The organism is Streptomyces sp. NPDC041124 (assembly GCF_055592385.1).
On sequence record NZ_JBVIYR010000009.1, the window covers coordinates 249,567 to 263,367 of the forward strand.

Annotated in this window: 13 protein-coding genes; 9 read left to right on the plus strand and 4 right to left on the minus strand. The window is 71.1% G+C overall.

Annotated elements, in window-relative coordinates; translation table 11 throughout:
• Nucleotides 1-152: 152 nt before the first annotated feature.
• Together ACZ6A9_RS24810 and ACZ6A9_RS24815 are read left to right on the plus strand one after the other, a co-directional pair.
• Nucleotides 153-1,592: a gamma-aminobutyraldehyde dehydrogenase gene (locus tag ACZ6A9_RS24810; protein ID WP_468989097.1), complete on the plus strand. Its 1,440-nt coding sequence runs from the start codon at nt 153-155 to the stop codon at nt 1,590-1,592.
• 105 nt (nt 1,593-1,697) lie between these two features.
• Nucleotides 1,698-2,219, plus strand: a complete 522-nt coding sequence (locus ACZ6A9_RS24815) for a hypothetical protein (protein WP_468989098.1) — start codon at nt 1,698-1,700, stop codon at nt 2,217-2,219.
• Between the two features lie 87 nt (nt 2,220-2,306).
• On the opposite strand, the gene ACZ6A9_RS24820 is transcribed toward ACZ6A9_RS24815, so the two are convergent.
• Complete coding sequence (locus ACZ6A9_RS24820; RefSeq protein ID WP_468989101.1) at nt 2,307-3,083, minus strand: glycerophosphodiester phosphodiesterase; 777 nt, start codon at nt 3,081-3,083, stop codon at nt 2,307-2,309.
• 19 nt (nt 3,084-3,102) lie between these two features.
• The gene (locus ACZ6A9_RS24825) at nt 3,103-4,170 is read right to left on the minus strand and encodes an adenosine deaminase (RefSeq protein ID WP_468989103.1); all 1,068 of its coding nucleotides are present in this window, start codon (nt 4,168-4,170) and stop codon (nt 3,103-3,105) included.
• A 153-nt stretch (nt 4,171-4,323) separates the two neighbouring features.
• On the opposite strand from ACZ6A9_RS24825, the gene ACZ6A9_RS24830 reads away from it, so the two are divergent.
• Nucleotides 4,324-5,139 (plus strand): DUF4190 domain-containing protein, encoded by an 816-nt coding sequence (locus ACZ6A9_RS24830; RefSeq protein WP_468989106.1) that lies wholly within the window; start codon nt 4,324-4,326, stop codon nt 5,137-5,139.
• Here the strand turns inward: ACZ6A9_RS24830 and ACZ6A9_RS24835 are convergent.
• On the minus strand, nt 5,132-5,713 hold the full coding sequence (locus ACZ6A9_RS24835; protein ID WP_468989107.1) for an NADAR family protein: 582 nt from the start codon (nt 5,711-5,713) through the stop codon (nt 5,132-5,134). The genes ACZ6A9_RS24830 and ACZ6A9_RS24835 overlap by 8 nt on opposite strands.
• A gap of 223 nt (nt 5,714-5,936) precedes the next feature.
• Between ACZ6A9_RS24835 and ACZ6A9_RS24840 the strand changes: the two genes are divergently transcribed.
• The 6 genes from ACZ6A9_RS24840 to ACZ6A9_RS24865 are packed head-to-tail and all read left to right on the plus strand — an operon-like array spanning nt 5,937 to nt 13,134.
• A complete protein-coding gene (locus ACZ6A9_RS24840) occupies nt 5,937-7,472 on the plus strand; it encodes a gamma-aminobutyraldehyde dehydrogenase (protein WP_468989109.1) in 1,536 nt (511 codons plus the stop codon).
• 49 nt (nt 7,473-7,521) lie between these two features.
• Nucleotides 7,522-8,769: a polyamine ABC transporter substrate-binding protein gene (locus ACZ6A9_RS24845; RefSeq protein ID WP_468989113.1), complete on the plus strand. Its 1,248-nt coding sequence runs from the start codon at nt 7,522-7,524 to the stop codon at nt 8,767-8,769.
• A gap of 4 nt (nt 8,770-8,773) precedes the next feature.
• Nucleotides 8,774-9,946, plus strand: a complete 1,173-nt coding sequence (locus ACZ6A9_RS24850) for an ABC transporter ATP-binding protein (protein WP_468989116.1) — start codon at nt 8,774-8,776, stop codon at nt 9,944-9,946.
• A complete protein-coding gene (locus ACZ6A9_RS24855; protein ID WP_468989117.1) occupies nt 9,946-10,875 on the plus strand; it encodes an ABC transporter permease in 930 nt (309 codons plus the stop codon). Before ACZ6A9_RS24850 ends, ACZ6A9_RS24855 begins: the two co-directional genes overlap by 1 nt.
• Nucleotides 10,876-11,679: an ABC transporter permease gene (locus ACZ6A9_RS24860; protein WP_468989120.1), complete on the plus strand. Its 804-nt coding sequence runs from the start codon at nt 10,876-10,878 to the stop codon at nt 11,677-11,679.
• Between the two features lie 36 nt (nt 11,680-11,715).
• Complete coding sequence (locus ACZ6A9_RS24865) at nt 11,716-13,134, plus strand: NAD(P)/FAD-dependent oxidoreductase (protein WP_468989124.1); 1,419 nt, start codon at nt 11,716-11,718, stop codon at nt 13,132-13,134.
• Between the two features lie 12 nt (nt 13,135-13,146).
• Here the strand turns inward: ACZ6A9_RS24865 and ACZ6A9_RS24870 are convergent, their stop codons facing one another.
• Nucleotides 13,147-13,779, minus strand: a complete 633-nt coding sequence (locus tag ACZ6A9_RS24870) for a phosphatase PAP2 family protein (RefSeq protein ID WP_468989126.1) — start codon at nt 13,777-13,779, stop codon at nt 13,147-13,149.
• Nucleotides 13,780-13,801: the final 22 nt, after the last annotated feature.

The window sequence follows — 13,801 nt, forward strand, 5'->3', positions numbered from 1 at the left end:
CCCATCGTGCGGATTTCGCAGGTACGGGGCGGGTGGGGGTGTTGAAGGGGACAGTCGTCGGTTTAGGGTGGGTGTCTCAGAAGGTGGACACCCAGACATCTCATCCCTGTACACCTCGGAAACACCCACAAGGAACACCAGGAGGGCCTGCAGTGAGCACCGAGCTGCGTCGTCTGCGCAACTACATCGGCGGGGAGTTCCGGGACGCCGCCGACGGACGGACCACCGAGGTGGTCAACCCCGCGACGGGCGAGGCGTACGCGACCGCTCCGCTGTCCGGGCAGGCGGATGTGGACGCCGCGATGGCGGCCGCCGCCGAGGCGTTCCCCGGCTGGCGCGACACCACCCCGGCCGAACGCCAGAAGGCCCTGCTGAAGATCGCGGACGCCGTCGAGGAGCGGGCCGAGGAACTCATCGCGGCCGAGGTGGAGAACACGGGCAAGCCCGTCGGGCTGACCCGCACCGAGGAGATCCCGCCGATGGTGGACCAGATCCGCTTCTTCGCGGGCGCGGCGCGGATGCTCGAGGGCCGCTCGGCCGGCGAGTACATGGAGGGCCTGACCTCGATCGTGCGCCGCGAGCCGGTGGGTGTCTGCGCGCAGGTCGCGCCGTGGAACTACCCGATGATGATGGCCGTGTGGAAGTTCGCCCCGGCGATCGCCGCGGGCAACACGGTCGTGCTGAAGCCCTCGGACACCACTCCGGCCTCCACGGTCCTGCTCGCCGAGATCCTCGGCTCGATCCTGCCCAAGGGCGTCTTCAACGTCATCTGCGGCGACCGCGACACCGGCCGCCTGATGGTGGAGCACCCGACTCCGGCGATGGCCTCCATCACCGGCTCGGTGCGCGCCGGTATGTCGGTCGCCGAGTCCGCCTCCAAGGACCTCAAGCGGGTCCACCTGGAGCTGGGCGGCAAGGCCCCGGTCGTCGTCTTCGAGGACACCGACATCGCGGGCGCCGTCGGGGGCATCTCGGAGGCGGGCTTCTTCAACGCCGGCCAGGACTGCACGGCCGCCACCCGTGTCCTCGTCCACGAGTCCATCCACGACGAGTTCGTCTCCGCGCTCGCCAAGGCCGCCGCCGACACCAGGACCGGCATGCCGGACGACGAGGGCGTGCTCTTCGGCCCCCTCAACAACGCCGGCCAGCTCGCACAGGTGGAGGGCTTCATCGAGCGGCTGCCCGCGCACGCGCGGGTGGAGGCCGGCGGCAAGCGTGTCGGCGACAAGGGGTACTTCTACGCGCCGACCGTCGTCTCGGGCCTGAACCAGGACGACGAGATCGTCCAGAAGGAGGTCTTCGGCCCGGTCATCACCGTCCAGCGCTTCACCGACGAGGACCAGGCCGTCGAGTACGCCAACGGCGTCGAGTACGCGCTGGCCTCCTCGGTGTGGACCAAGGACCACTCCCGCGCGATGCGCATGTCCAAGAAGCTCGACTTCGGCTGCGTGTGGATCAACACCCACATCCCGCTGGTCGCGGAGATGCCGCACGGCGGCTTCAAGAAGTCCGGCTACGGCAAGGACCTCTCGGCGTACGGCTTCGACGACTACACGCGCATCAAGCACGTGATGACGTCCCTGGACGCGTAGGCGCCCGCGGACGGCAGCCCCGCACCCCCTGGGGGTGCGGGGCTTTCTCGTTCCGGACCGCCTGGAGAGTTTTTGAACATGTTCAATAAGGCGTACGCTGTCGCCATGAGCGACAGAGCCGCCCTGCTCAAGGGCATTCGCGCCTGGCTGGTCTTCTTCGTGGTCTGTCTGGTGCTCAGCGGCGTCACGGCCTTCCCCCTGGTGCACGAACTGCGCTGGACCGAATCCCTGCTGGGTTCCCTCTCGGCACCTGAGCACCTCCCCGGCCTCATGGACTGGATCACGCGCGTACGGGTCGGACTCGACACCGCCGACGCCGAGTACCCCTTCCTCCTCTACGGCACCGACTGGCTGGCCTTCGCCCACCTCGTCATCGCGGTCGCCTTCTACGGCCCTTACCGCGACCCCGTCCGCAACATCTGGGTCGTCGAGTTCGGCATGATCGCCTGCGCCGGCGTCGTCCCGCTCGCGCTGATCTGCGGCCCGATCCGCGGCATCCCCTTCTGGTGGAGCGTCATCGACATGGCGTTCGGGGTGTTCGGCGTGATCCCGCTGTACGCCGTCCGCCGGAGGATCAAGCGGCTGGAGGCGCTCACGCCGAACGCGGCGCCGGCCCTTGCTCCATGAGGGCGGCCTCCTGGACGCGCTCGGCGACCGGGTTCGGCGTCGTGCCCTTCGCGTCGGTGTCGGAGAGCGCGTACACGAGGGTGAGACTCAGGTCCTCGGTGGCGGCGATCGCCGTGCTGTAGCCGGGACGGGCGCCGGTCTTGAGACAGTGGACCGTGGTGACCGCCGCCCCGAGCGGCCCTGGGCGTCACGCAGCGCGCACAGGACATCGACGCGGTTGGTGGTGATCGAGTCGACGCCCAGGGCCAGCAGCCGGCGCATCGAGCGGCGGGTGTCCGGCGTCCAGACGGACAGCAGGAAGCCGTCGTGGTGCACGCGCTCGGCGAGCTCCCGGTCGACCAGAGGGAAGCGGTAGTTGAGCCAGCGCGGGCGGATCGCCGCCAGCAGGCCCGCCCGGGCCGGGGCCCGGGTCGTCCATGTGAGCGCGATCTCGGCGGACGGGTCCGCCGCGCGGACGGCGAGCATGGCGTGGGCGCCCGCGCAGTAGTGGACGCGGTCCTGGGCGCCGCTCTCGCGCACGGCGTCCACGACCCGGCGCGCGGCACGGACGTCCGGCGTCCCCGGCAGGTCGATCATCACCCGGCTGCCGTCCGTCGCCGCCAGCGCGTCGGCGAGCGTCGGAACTCCGCCGCCGGTCAGCCCGCGCACCTCCTCCCACGACAGCGCCGACAGCGGGCGGTCGTGCTCCCACAGCCGCTTCAGCGTCGCGTCGTGCAGCAGCACCGCAACCCCGTCCCGGGTGAGCCGTACGTCGATCTCCACCGCGTCCGCGCCCCGGTGGAGCGCGGACCGCAGCGAGGCGAGGGTGTTCTCCCGCACGCGGTAGGGGTCGCCGCGGTGTGCGACGGCGGTCACGTTCTGCATGGCGGCCCTTCGCGGGTGGTCAGGAGGCGAGCCACGTGGCGGTGTAGGTGTCGATCTCGGCGGCAAGGCGCTTCTTGCCGGGGGCGTCCAGGAACGACGCCTCGACCCCGTTCTTCGCCAGCTCGGCCAGGCCCCGCTCGTCGAGGTCCAGCAGCCGGGCGGCGACCGCGAACTCGTTGTTGAGGTCCGTACCGAACATCGGCGGGTCGTCGGAGTTGATCGTCACCAGGACACCGGCGCGGACGAACTCCTTGATCGGGTGCTCGTCGAGGGTGGTCACCGCCCGGGTGGCGATGTTGGAGGTGGGGCACACCTCCAGCGGGATGCGCCGCTCGGCCAGGTAGGCGAGCAGCCGGGGGTCCCGGGCGGTGCTGGTGCCGTGTCCGATGCGTTCGGCGCCGAGCTCGTCGAGCGCGTCCCACACGGTCTGCGGACCGGTGGTCTCGCCGGCGTGCGGCACGGAGCGCAGACCGGCGGCGCGGGCACGGTCGAAGTACGGCTTGAACTGGGGCCGGGGCACGCCGATCTCGGGTCCTCCCAGGCCGAAGGAGACCAGGCCCTCCGGGCGCAGCCGGTCGTCGGTGGCCATCCGCACGGTCTCCTCGGCGGACTCCAGGCCGGCCTCGCCGGGAATGTCGAAGCACCAGCGCAGCACGGTCCCGAACTCGGCCTCGGCGGCCTTGCGCGCGTCCTCGATGGCGTCCATGAACCCCCGCTCGTCGACGCCCCGGCGGGTGGAGGAGAACGGAGTGATCGTCAGCTCCGCGTACCGCACCCGCTGCCGGGCCAGCTCACGGGCCACCTCGAAGGTCAGCAGCCGGACGTCCTCGGGGGTACGCACGAGGTCGACGACGGACAGGTACACCTCGATGAAGTGGGCGAAGTCCGTGAAGGTGAAGTAGTCGGCGAGCGCCTCGGGGTCGGCCGGGACCTTGGAGTCGGGGTGGCGGGCGGCCAGCTCCGAGACGATACGGGGGGAGGCGGAGCCGACGTGGTGGACGTGCAGCTCGGCCTTGGGCAGTCCGGCGATGAAGGCGTGCAGGTCGCGGTCCTGGCCGGTGGTGGCCGCGTCGAGGCGGTCGGTCATGGTTCCTCCCCGGGAACGGCGTCGCCGGCCGGGTCGCGGCGGGACGCGGGTGATCGGCTGATCGGTGGTCCGGGGATCATCGTAGGCCGGGCGCGCACGGGGTGGTCGCGGGCCGTAGCATGACGGGACGTCCGAGGGAGGGGGCCCCAGCGCATGGCCGACGACGCGCAGACGCCGAAGGCGCGGGAAGAGACAGCGGATGGCACGCCGCCGGGAGGTCCGCACGGAGGGGCCGCGTGGCCGGCACCGGCCGACGGGGGCGGGCAGGACACGCAGGCCCAGGACGGCTCCCTGGTGGACGCCCGGACCACCGAGACCTCCCGCCGGGCCGCCCCCGACCCCTGGGCTCTGCCGTCGGACCGCACCCCGGCGTCCGGCGGCCCCGGTGAGACGGTCGTGGCGGGCGGCACCCCGCCCTGGTCCGCACCGTCCGCGCCCGCCACGCCGTCCCCGTCCGTCCACGACCAGCAGACGGTGACGTCCTTCCCCGCGCTGGGCGACCACCCCGCCCCGGCCCAGCCGTGGACCGGTCCCTCCGCTCCCGTGCCGCCCCCCGCACCCGTCCCGGCGGCCAACCCCTTCGCGCCCCCGGCCGGGGGTGCTCCCGTCCCGCCGCCGCCCATCGGCCCCGAGGGCCCCGGACCGGCCGCCTACGGCTACCCGGGCGGCGGCGGGTACGGGGCCGCACCGGCGCCGGCGTACTCCGGCTGGGCGGGCACGGCGCCGATGCCGAACAACGGGCTGGGCGTCACCGGGCTCGTGCTGGGGATCATCTCGGCCGCCGTGTTCTGCCTGTGGCCGGTGGCCATCCTGCTGGGCGTGCTGGCCGTGATCTTCGGCGGGATCGGCCGGGGCAAGGCCCTGCGCGGCGAGGCCACGAACGGCGGTCAGGCCCTGGCGGGGATCATCTGCGGATCGGTCGGTATCGCACTGGGCATCGCCTTCGGCGTCATCGTCCTGCTCACGTAGCCGTCCGGGAGGCCCGCAGCCGCTCGCGGGCCTCCATCAGCGCGAAGCCCAGCAGGTTCGGCCCCCGCCACCGCCCCGGGTCCGACGCACCCTCGGCGTCCGCGGCGAGGCCGATGCCCCACACCCGGTCCACCGGGCTCGCCTCCACCAGCACCCGGTCGCCGGTGTTCAGCAGGAACGCCCGCAGGTCGTCGTGGGCCGCGAACTTGTGCACGCTGCCCTCCACGACGATCCCGAACCGCTCACGGCGCCAGGTCGCCTCGTCGAAGCCCCGCACCAGCCGCCCCGCCTTCTTCGCCTCGGCGGGATGCCCCGCCGTCAGCACCCGTCGCTCGCCCTCCACGTCCCCGAACAGCCGGGCCTTGGCGGCCATCATCCAGTGCTCGGCGGTCGCGTACGCCACGCCGTCCACCGTGAACGGCGACGGCCACCACTGACTCAGACAGCCCGCCCCGACCCGTCCGCCGGGCAGCGGGCGGTGCCCCCAGAAATGCAGGTACCTGACCCGCGCCCCGGCCCCCAGCGCCTCGATCAGCGCCTCCCTGGAACCGGCCGTCCGCGTCGTCCCGCTCATCGCCACCCCCCGTGATCCCGTCCCTGCACGCGATTCTGGCAGGCACCACGGACACTCCGTCCTGCCTTTTCCGTGGCCGCTCGACACCTGGTCGACAGATTCCGTCGCGTAATCAAAATTCAACAACGGAATCACTTGTTGGTGATTCATTGCTCTGTCAGGATCGGCACTCAAATCGAGCTGGAGCCACGCCGCCCCCCTCGGGGACACGGAGGAGCGCGACATGCACAACCCGGGCACCACCACCCCGGAACGATTCCCCGCCCAGGACCGGTTCGCGGACGGTGCGCAGTTCATCGCGGGCCGCCCGGCCAAGGGCACCTCGGGCCGCACCCATGCGGTCGTCGACCCGGCCACCGGCGCGGAGGTGTACACCTACGACCTCGCCGGCCCGGACGACGTGGACGCGGCGGTCGCCGCCGCGCGGGACGCCTTCCCGGGGTGGGCCGGGGCCACGCCCGGCGAGCGGTCCGAGGCCCTGCACCGGTTCGCCGCCGTGGTCGCCGACCGCGCCGAGGACTTCGCCCGGGCGGAGTCGCTGCAGTGCGGCAAGCCCCTGAAGCTGAGCCGCGAGTTCGACGTCCCGGGCACGATCGACAACATCGCCTTCTTCGCCGGCGCCGCCCGCCACCTCGCCGGCCAGTCCGCCGGCGAGTACTCCGGCGACCACACCTCCTACGTCCGCCGCGAGCCCATCGGCGTGGTCGGCTCCATCGCCCCCTGGAACTACCCGCTGCAGATGGCCGCCTGGAAGATCCTCCCGGCGATCGCAGCGGGCAACACCGTCGTGCTCAAGCCCGCCGAGCTCACCCCGCTGACCTCGCTGCTCTTCGCCCAGGCCGCCACCGACGCGGGGATCCCGGACGGTGTGATCAACATCGTCACCGGGACCGGCAAGGACGCCGGTGAGCACCTGGTGGGCCACCCCGACGTGGCCATGACCTCCTTCACCGGCTCCACCGCCGTCGGCAAGCGGGTCGCCGAGATCGCCACCGCGACCGTCAAGCGCCTCCACCTCGAACTCGGCGGCAAGGCGCCCTTCCTCGTCTTCGACGACGCCGACCTCGACGCCGCCGTCAACGGCGCGGTCGCGGGCGCGCTGATCAACACCGGACAGGACTGCACGGCCGCCACCCGCGCGTACGTGCAGCGCCCGCTCTACGAGGCGTTCGTCGAGCGCACCGCCGCCCTGATGGACACGGTCCGGCTCGGCGACCCCTTCGCCCCCGGCACCGACCTCGGCCCGCTGATCTCGCACCTCCAGCGCGACCGGGTGGCCGACTTCGTCGACCGGGCGCGTGCCTACGCGCGGGTCGTGACCGGCGGCGAGACACCCCTGGGCGAACTGGGGAACGGCGCGTACTATCGCCCCACACTCATCGCCGACGCGGCGCAGGACAGCGAGGTCGTGCAGTCGGAGATCTTCGGTCCGGTGCTGGTCGTCCTGCCCTTCGACACCGACGACGAGGGCATCGCGCTGGCCAACGACACCCCGTACGGGCTCGCCGCCTCCGCCTGGAGCCGCGACGTGTACCGCACGGGCCGGGCCACCCGTGAGATCAAGGCGGGGTGCGTGTGGATCAACGACCACATCCCCATCATCAGCGAGATGCCTCACGGCGGCTACAAGGCGTCCGGCTTCGGCAAGGACATGTCCGCGTACTCGTTCGAGGAGTACACCCAGATCAAGCACGTCATGTTCGACAACACGGCGGTGGTCCGCAAGGACTGGCACCGCACCGTCTTCGGGGACCGATAGCAGCCAGGCCGTCCGACCGCGGCCATCCTCCCGAAAGGGCACCACGCGCATGGAGCAGTACGAGCCCGACCGCCTCTCGCCGGCCCAGGAGGCCGCCGTCCGGCGCAGTTTCCGCAACGGAAGGGCGGCACTCACCCGCCGTTCCCTGCTGCGCGCCTCCACGGGCGGCGCGCTCGCGGTGGGCGGACTCGGCGCACTGAGCGCCTGCGGCATCCCCGCTGCCGGGAACACCCGGGGCGGCGTCCCGGCGGAGGACCACTCGAAGGAGGAGAAGTCGGTCAACTTCTCCAACTGGACCGAGTACATGGACATCGACGAGACCGGGCGCCGGCACCCCACGCTCGACGCGTTCACCGAACGCACCGGCATCAAGGTGAAGTACACCGAGGACATCAACGACAACACCGAGTTCTTCGGCAAGATCAAACCGCAGCTCGCCGCCGGTCAGGACACCGGCCGCGACATCGTCGTCCTCACCGACTGGCTCGCCGCCCGCCTGATCCGGCTCGGCTGGGTGCAGAAGCTCGACCCCGCCAACCTCCCGAACGCCTTCGCCAACCTCTCGCCCCAGTTCCGCAGCCCCGACTGGGACCCCGGACGCGCCTACTCCTATCCCTGGCAGGGCATCGCCGCCGTCATCGCCTACAACAAGAAGGCCCTCGACGGCGTCGAGGTGAAGACCCTCTCCGACCTGCTGGACAACCCGAAGCTCAAGGGACGCGTCGGTCTCCTCACCGAGATGCGCGACACCATGGGCCTGACCCTGCTCGACATGGGCAAGGAGCCGGAGAAGTTCACCGCCGACGACTACGACGCGGCGCTCGCCCGGCTGCAGAGGGCCGTCGACAAGGGCCAGATCCGCCGCTTCACCGGCAACGACTACACGGCCGACATCAGCAAGGGCGACTTCGCCGCCTGTGTGGCCTGGGCCGGGGACGTCGTCCAGCTGAAGGCGGACAACCCGGACATCGACTTCCTGATACCGGACAGCGGCTACATGATGTCCAGCGACAACCTGCTGGTGCCGAACAAGGCCCGCCACAAGACCAACGCCGAGCGGCTCATCGACTACTACTTCGAGCCGCAGGCCGCCGCGGAGCTCGCCGCCTACATCAACTTCGTCTGCCCGGTCGAGGGAGTGAAGGACGAGCTCGCGAAGATCGACGAGGACGCGGCGAACAACCCGCTGATCCTCCCCGACAAGGCCATGCAGGCCAAGTCCCGTGCCTTCCGCTCCCTGAGCTCCAAGGAAGAAACGGAATTCGAAGAGAAGTTCGCGAAGCTCACTGGGGCGTGACGAGATGAAGACCACCAAAGACACCACCGCGCCCGGCAACGGCGGGGACGTCCGCCTCACCGGCATCGGCAAGACCTACGGCTCCTTCACCGCCGTGCACCCCCTCGACCTGACCGTGCCGGAAGGTTCCTTCTTCGCCCTGCTCGGCGCGTCCGGCTGCGGCAAGACCACCACCCTGCGCATGATCGCCGGCCTGGAGGAGCCCTCCACCGGCACCGTCCACCTCGGCGACCAGGACGTCACCGCCCTGCCGCCGTACAAACGGCCGGTGAACACGGTCTTCCAGTCCTACGCCCTCTTCCCGCACCTCGACATCTTCGAGAACGTCGCCTTCGGCCTGCGCCGGCGCGGCATCAGAAGCGTCAAGAAGCAGGTGGAGGAGATGCTGGAGCTGGTCCAGCTCGGCGAGCAGGCCCGCAAGAAGCCGCACCAGCTCTCCGGCGGCCAGCAGCAGCGCGTCGCCGTCGCCCGCGCGCTGATCAACCACCCCAAGGTGCTCCTCCTCGACGAGCCGCTCGGCGCGCTCGACCTGAAGCTGCGCCGGCAGATGCAGCTGGAGCTCAAGCGCATCCAGACCGAGGTCGGCATCACCTTCGTGCACGTCACGCACGACCAGGAGGAGGCCATGACCATGGCCGACACGGTCGCCGTGATGAACGCCGGCCGTGTCGAGCAGCTCGGCGCGCCCGCCGACCTCTACGAGAACCCCCGCACCACCTTCGTCGCCAACTTCCTCGGCACCTCCAACTTCATCGAGGCCGAGATCGACTCGGCGTCCGGCGGAGAGCTCGTACTGAAGGCGGGCGGCGGCAAGCTGATCCTGCCCGAGGCCCGTACCAGTGCCCCCACCACGACCGGCGGCAGGGTGCTGGTGGGTGTGCGCCCGGAGAAGATCTCCCTCACGCACGCCGACGACGCCGGCGAGATACCCGGGGGCCGCAACCGCATCACCGGCCGGATAGCCGGCGCCGGCTTCATCGGCGTCTCCACGCAGTTCGTCGTCGACAGCCCCGTCTGCACCGACTTCGAGGTCTACGTCCAGAACATCGACCGCGACCCCCGGCTGGTGCCCGGCGCCGAGGTCGTCCTGCACTGGAACCCGGCGCACACCTTCGGCCTGGACGCCACGCAGGACATCGACGCCGGTGTGGAGACCGTCGAGGAAGAGGTCGCCTGATGGCCACGCTCACCCAGGCGCCCCCCGTGGCGCCGCCGCCCGCCCCGGAGAGGAAACCCCCGCGCGGACGGGGCCGCTGGACGCCGTACCTGCTCCTGCTGCCCGGCCTGCTGTGGCTGCTGGTGTTCTTCGCGCTGCCGGTGATCTACCAGGCCTCCACGTCCGTGCAGACGGGCTCCCTGGAACAGGGCTACGAGGTCACCTGGCACTTCGCGACGTACTGGGAGGCGCTCTCCGAGTACTGGCCGCAGTTCGTCCGCTCGGTGCTTTACGCGGCCTCCGCGACCGTGCTGTGCCTGCTGCTCGGCTACCCGCTGGCCTACCTGATCGCCTTCCGCGCGGGACGCTGGCGCAACCTGATCATGATCCTGGTGATCGCGCCGTTCTTCACCAGCTTCCTCATCCGCACCCTCGCCTGGAAGACGATCCTCGCCGACGGCGGCCCGGTGGTCGACGCCCTCAACGCCCTGCACGTCCTGGACGTCACCGCCTGGCTCGGCTGGACCGCCGGCGACCGGGTGCTCGCCACCCCGCTCGCGGTCGTGTGCGGTCTGACGTACAACTTCCTGCCGTTCATGATCCTGCCGCTCTACACCTCTCTGGAGCGCATCGACCCCCGGCTGCACGAGGCGGCGAACGACCTCTACGCCAAGCCGTCGACCACCTTCCGCCGCGTCACCTTCCCGCTGTCGATGCCGGGCGTGGTCTCCGGCACGCTGCTGACCTTCATCCCGGCGTCCGGCGACTACATCAACTCGGACCTGCTCGGCTCCACCGACACCCGCATGGTCGGCAACGTCATCCAGTCGCAGTTCCTGAGGATCCTCGACTATCCGACCGCCGCGGCACTCTCCTTCATCCTGATGGCCGCCATTCTCGTCATCGTCACGCTCTACATCCGCAAGTCCGGGACGGAGGACCTGGTTTAAATGGCCTTCGTCACCTGGCTCAAGCGCCACCTCGTCGTCATCGCGGGGCTGCTGACCCTCGCCTACCTCCTCCTGCCGAACGTCGTCGTCACCGTGTTCTCCTTCAACAATCCGAAGGGCCGCTTCAATTACACCTGGCAGGAATTCTCCACCGAGGCGTGGCAGGACCCCTGCGGTGTCTCCGGGCTCTGCGCCTCGCTGTCGCTGAGCCTCCAGATCGCGCTGTGGGCGACGCTCGGCGCCACCCTCCTCGGCACGATGATCGCCTTCGCCCTGGTCCGCTACCGCTTCCGCGCCCGCGGCGCCGTCAACTCGCTGATCTTCCTGCCGATGGCGATGCCCGAGGTCGTCATGGCCGCCTCGCTGCTCACCCTCTTCCTCAACATGGGCGCCCAGCTGGGCTTCTGGACGATCCTGATCGCCCACATCATGTTCTGCCTCAGCTTCGTGGTGGTCGCCGTGAAGGCGCGCGTGATGTCGATGGACCCCCGCCTCGAACAGGCCGCGCAGGACCTGTACGCCGGCCCGGTCCAGACGTTCCTCCGGGTCACCCTGCCGATCGCCGCCCCCGGCATCGCGGCGGGCGCGCTGCTCGCCTTCGCGCTCTCCTTCGACGACTTCATCATCACCAACTTCAACGCCGGCTCGACCGTCACCTTCCCGATGTTCGTCTGGGGTTCGGCCCAGCGGGGAACCCCCGTGCAGATCAACGTCATCGGGACGGCCATGTTCGTCATCGCCGTGTCGCTGGTCCTGGTCTCCATGCTCATCGGCAGTCGTCGCCGGAACCGGCAGCAGGCGTAGCCACACCTCCGCAGTCCCCCGTAGGGAGTTGACATCATGGCCCCTGCCGCCATGAGCCGTTGGACGAGATCCCTTTCCGAGGCCCGGCCGGTCTCCTACTGGCTGGACGACCCCGGCAGGCCCGACCCGGAGCCCGCCCTCACCGGGCCCGAGACCTGCGACCTGCTGGTCGTGGGCGGCGGCTACAGCGGACTGTGGACCGCGCTGATCGCCAAGGAGCGCGACCCGGCCCGGGACGTGGTGCTGGTGGAGGGCCGCGAGGTGGGCTGGGCCGCCTCCGGCCGCAACGGCGGATTCTGCGCCGCCTCCCTCACCCACGGCCTGCCCAACGGACTGACCCGCTGGCCGGACGAGATCCGCACCCTTCAGCGGCTGGGTGACCGCAACCTCGACGCCATCGAGGAGACGGTCGCCCGCCACCGCATCGACTGCGACTTCGAACGCACCGGTGAGATCGACGTTGCCACCGAGCCGTACCAGGCCCGGGAGCTCAGGGACTGGTACGACAGGATCCGGTCCGAGGGCCTCGCCGAGGGCATCGAGTACCTGGACACCGACGCCGTACGGGACCAGGTGAACTCCCCGACCTTCGAGGCCGGCCTGTACGACCGCCGGGGCGTGGCGATGCTGAATCCCGCCGGGCTCGCCTGGGGACTGAAGCGGGCCTGCCTGGACCTGGGCGTCCGCGTGTACGAGCACACCCCCGCCCTCGGCCTGCGGCCGCACGGCGGCGGCATGGCCGTCCGCACCCCGTACGGGGCGGTCCGCGCCCGCACGGTGGCACTCGGCACCAACGTCTTCCCCAGCCTGGTGCGGCGGGTCCGCCCCTACACGGTCCCGGTGTACGACTACGCCCTGATGACCGAGCCGCTCACCGACGGGCAGCTCGCCTCGATCGGCTGGAAGAACCGCCAGGGCCTCGGGGACGGCGCCAACCAGTTCCACTACTTCCGGCTGTCCGCCGACAACCGGATCCTGTGGGGCGGCTACGACGCGATCTACCCCTACGGCGGCCGGGTGCGTGCCGAGTACGACGACCGGCCGGAGACGTACGCCAGGCTCGCCGGGCACTTCTTCACCTGTTTCCCGCAACTGGAGGGGGTGCGCTTCACCCACGCCTGGGGCGGCGCGATCGACACCTGCTCCCGCTTCTCGGCGTTCTTCGGCACGGCGCACGCGGGCCGGGTGGCCTACGCGGCGGGGTACACGGGGCTCGGGGTGGGTGCCACCCGCTTCGGCGCCGAGGTGATGCTGGACCTGCTGGCGGGGGAGCGGACCGAGCGCACGGAGCTGGAGATGGTGCGCAGGAAGCCGCTGCCGTTCCCGCCGGAGCCGTTCGCCTGGACCGGCATCGCCCTCACCAAGTGGTCCCTGGCCAGGGCGGACGCCCGCAGTGGGCACCGCAACCTGTGGCTGCGGACGATGGACAGGCTGGGACTGGGCTTCGACAGCTGAGGGAAGCGGCCGTCAACGGCGTCGACCACGGCAGCCGTCCGCGGGGGCGGGCACGCCCGTGCGTCCGGCCAGCAGCCACAGACCGGTCAGCAGCGCCGCGCCGAGGCACCAACTGGCCACCACGTCCAGCGGCCAGTGGTAACCCCGGCGCACCAGTCCGTACGAGGCGCCCAGCACCAGGACGCCGCAGAGCGCGACCAGCCCGCCCCGCACGGCCGGCGACCGCAGCAGAGGAAGGAGCAGCAGCGTCGCCGCGCCGTATGCCACGACGGCGGTGGCGGTGTGCCCGGAGGGGTAGTAACCGACCGCCGGGGGCACGGCCGGAGTGCCCGGGCGGTCGGTCCACTCCTTCAGCGGCGCGACCAGCGCCGGCACCAGGGCCATCGCCACCGCCCCGGCGAGGGGCGGCAGCCACCAGCGGTCACGGCCCCGCCGGCGCCCGTGCCACGCGGCCATGGCCAGGGCGAGCGCGAGGACGGGCACGGCCACCTGGATGTTGCCGATGTCGGCGAGCAGTTCGGAGACCCCGTCCGGCCGGACCAGGTCCTCGCTCAGCCGCTCGTCGAGGTCCACCAGCGGCCCGTCGACGACGACCTGCCAGGTGATCAGCGCGAAGAGGAGCAGGGGCGGTCCGAGCAGCAGCATGCCGCCCAGCTTCGCAGGTCGG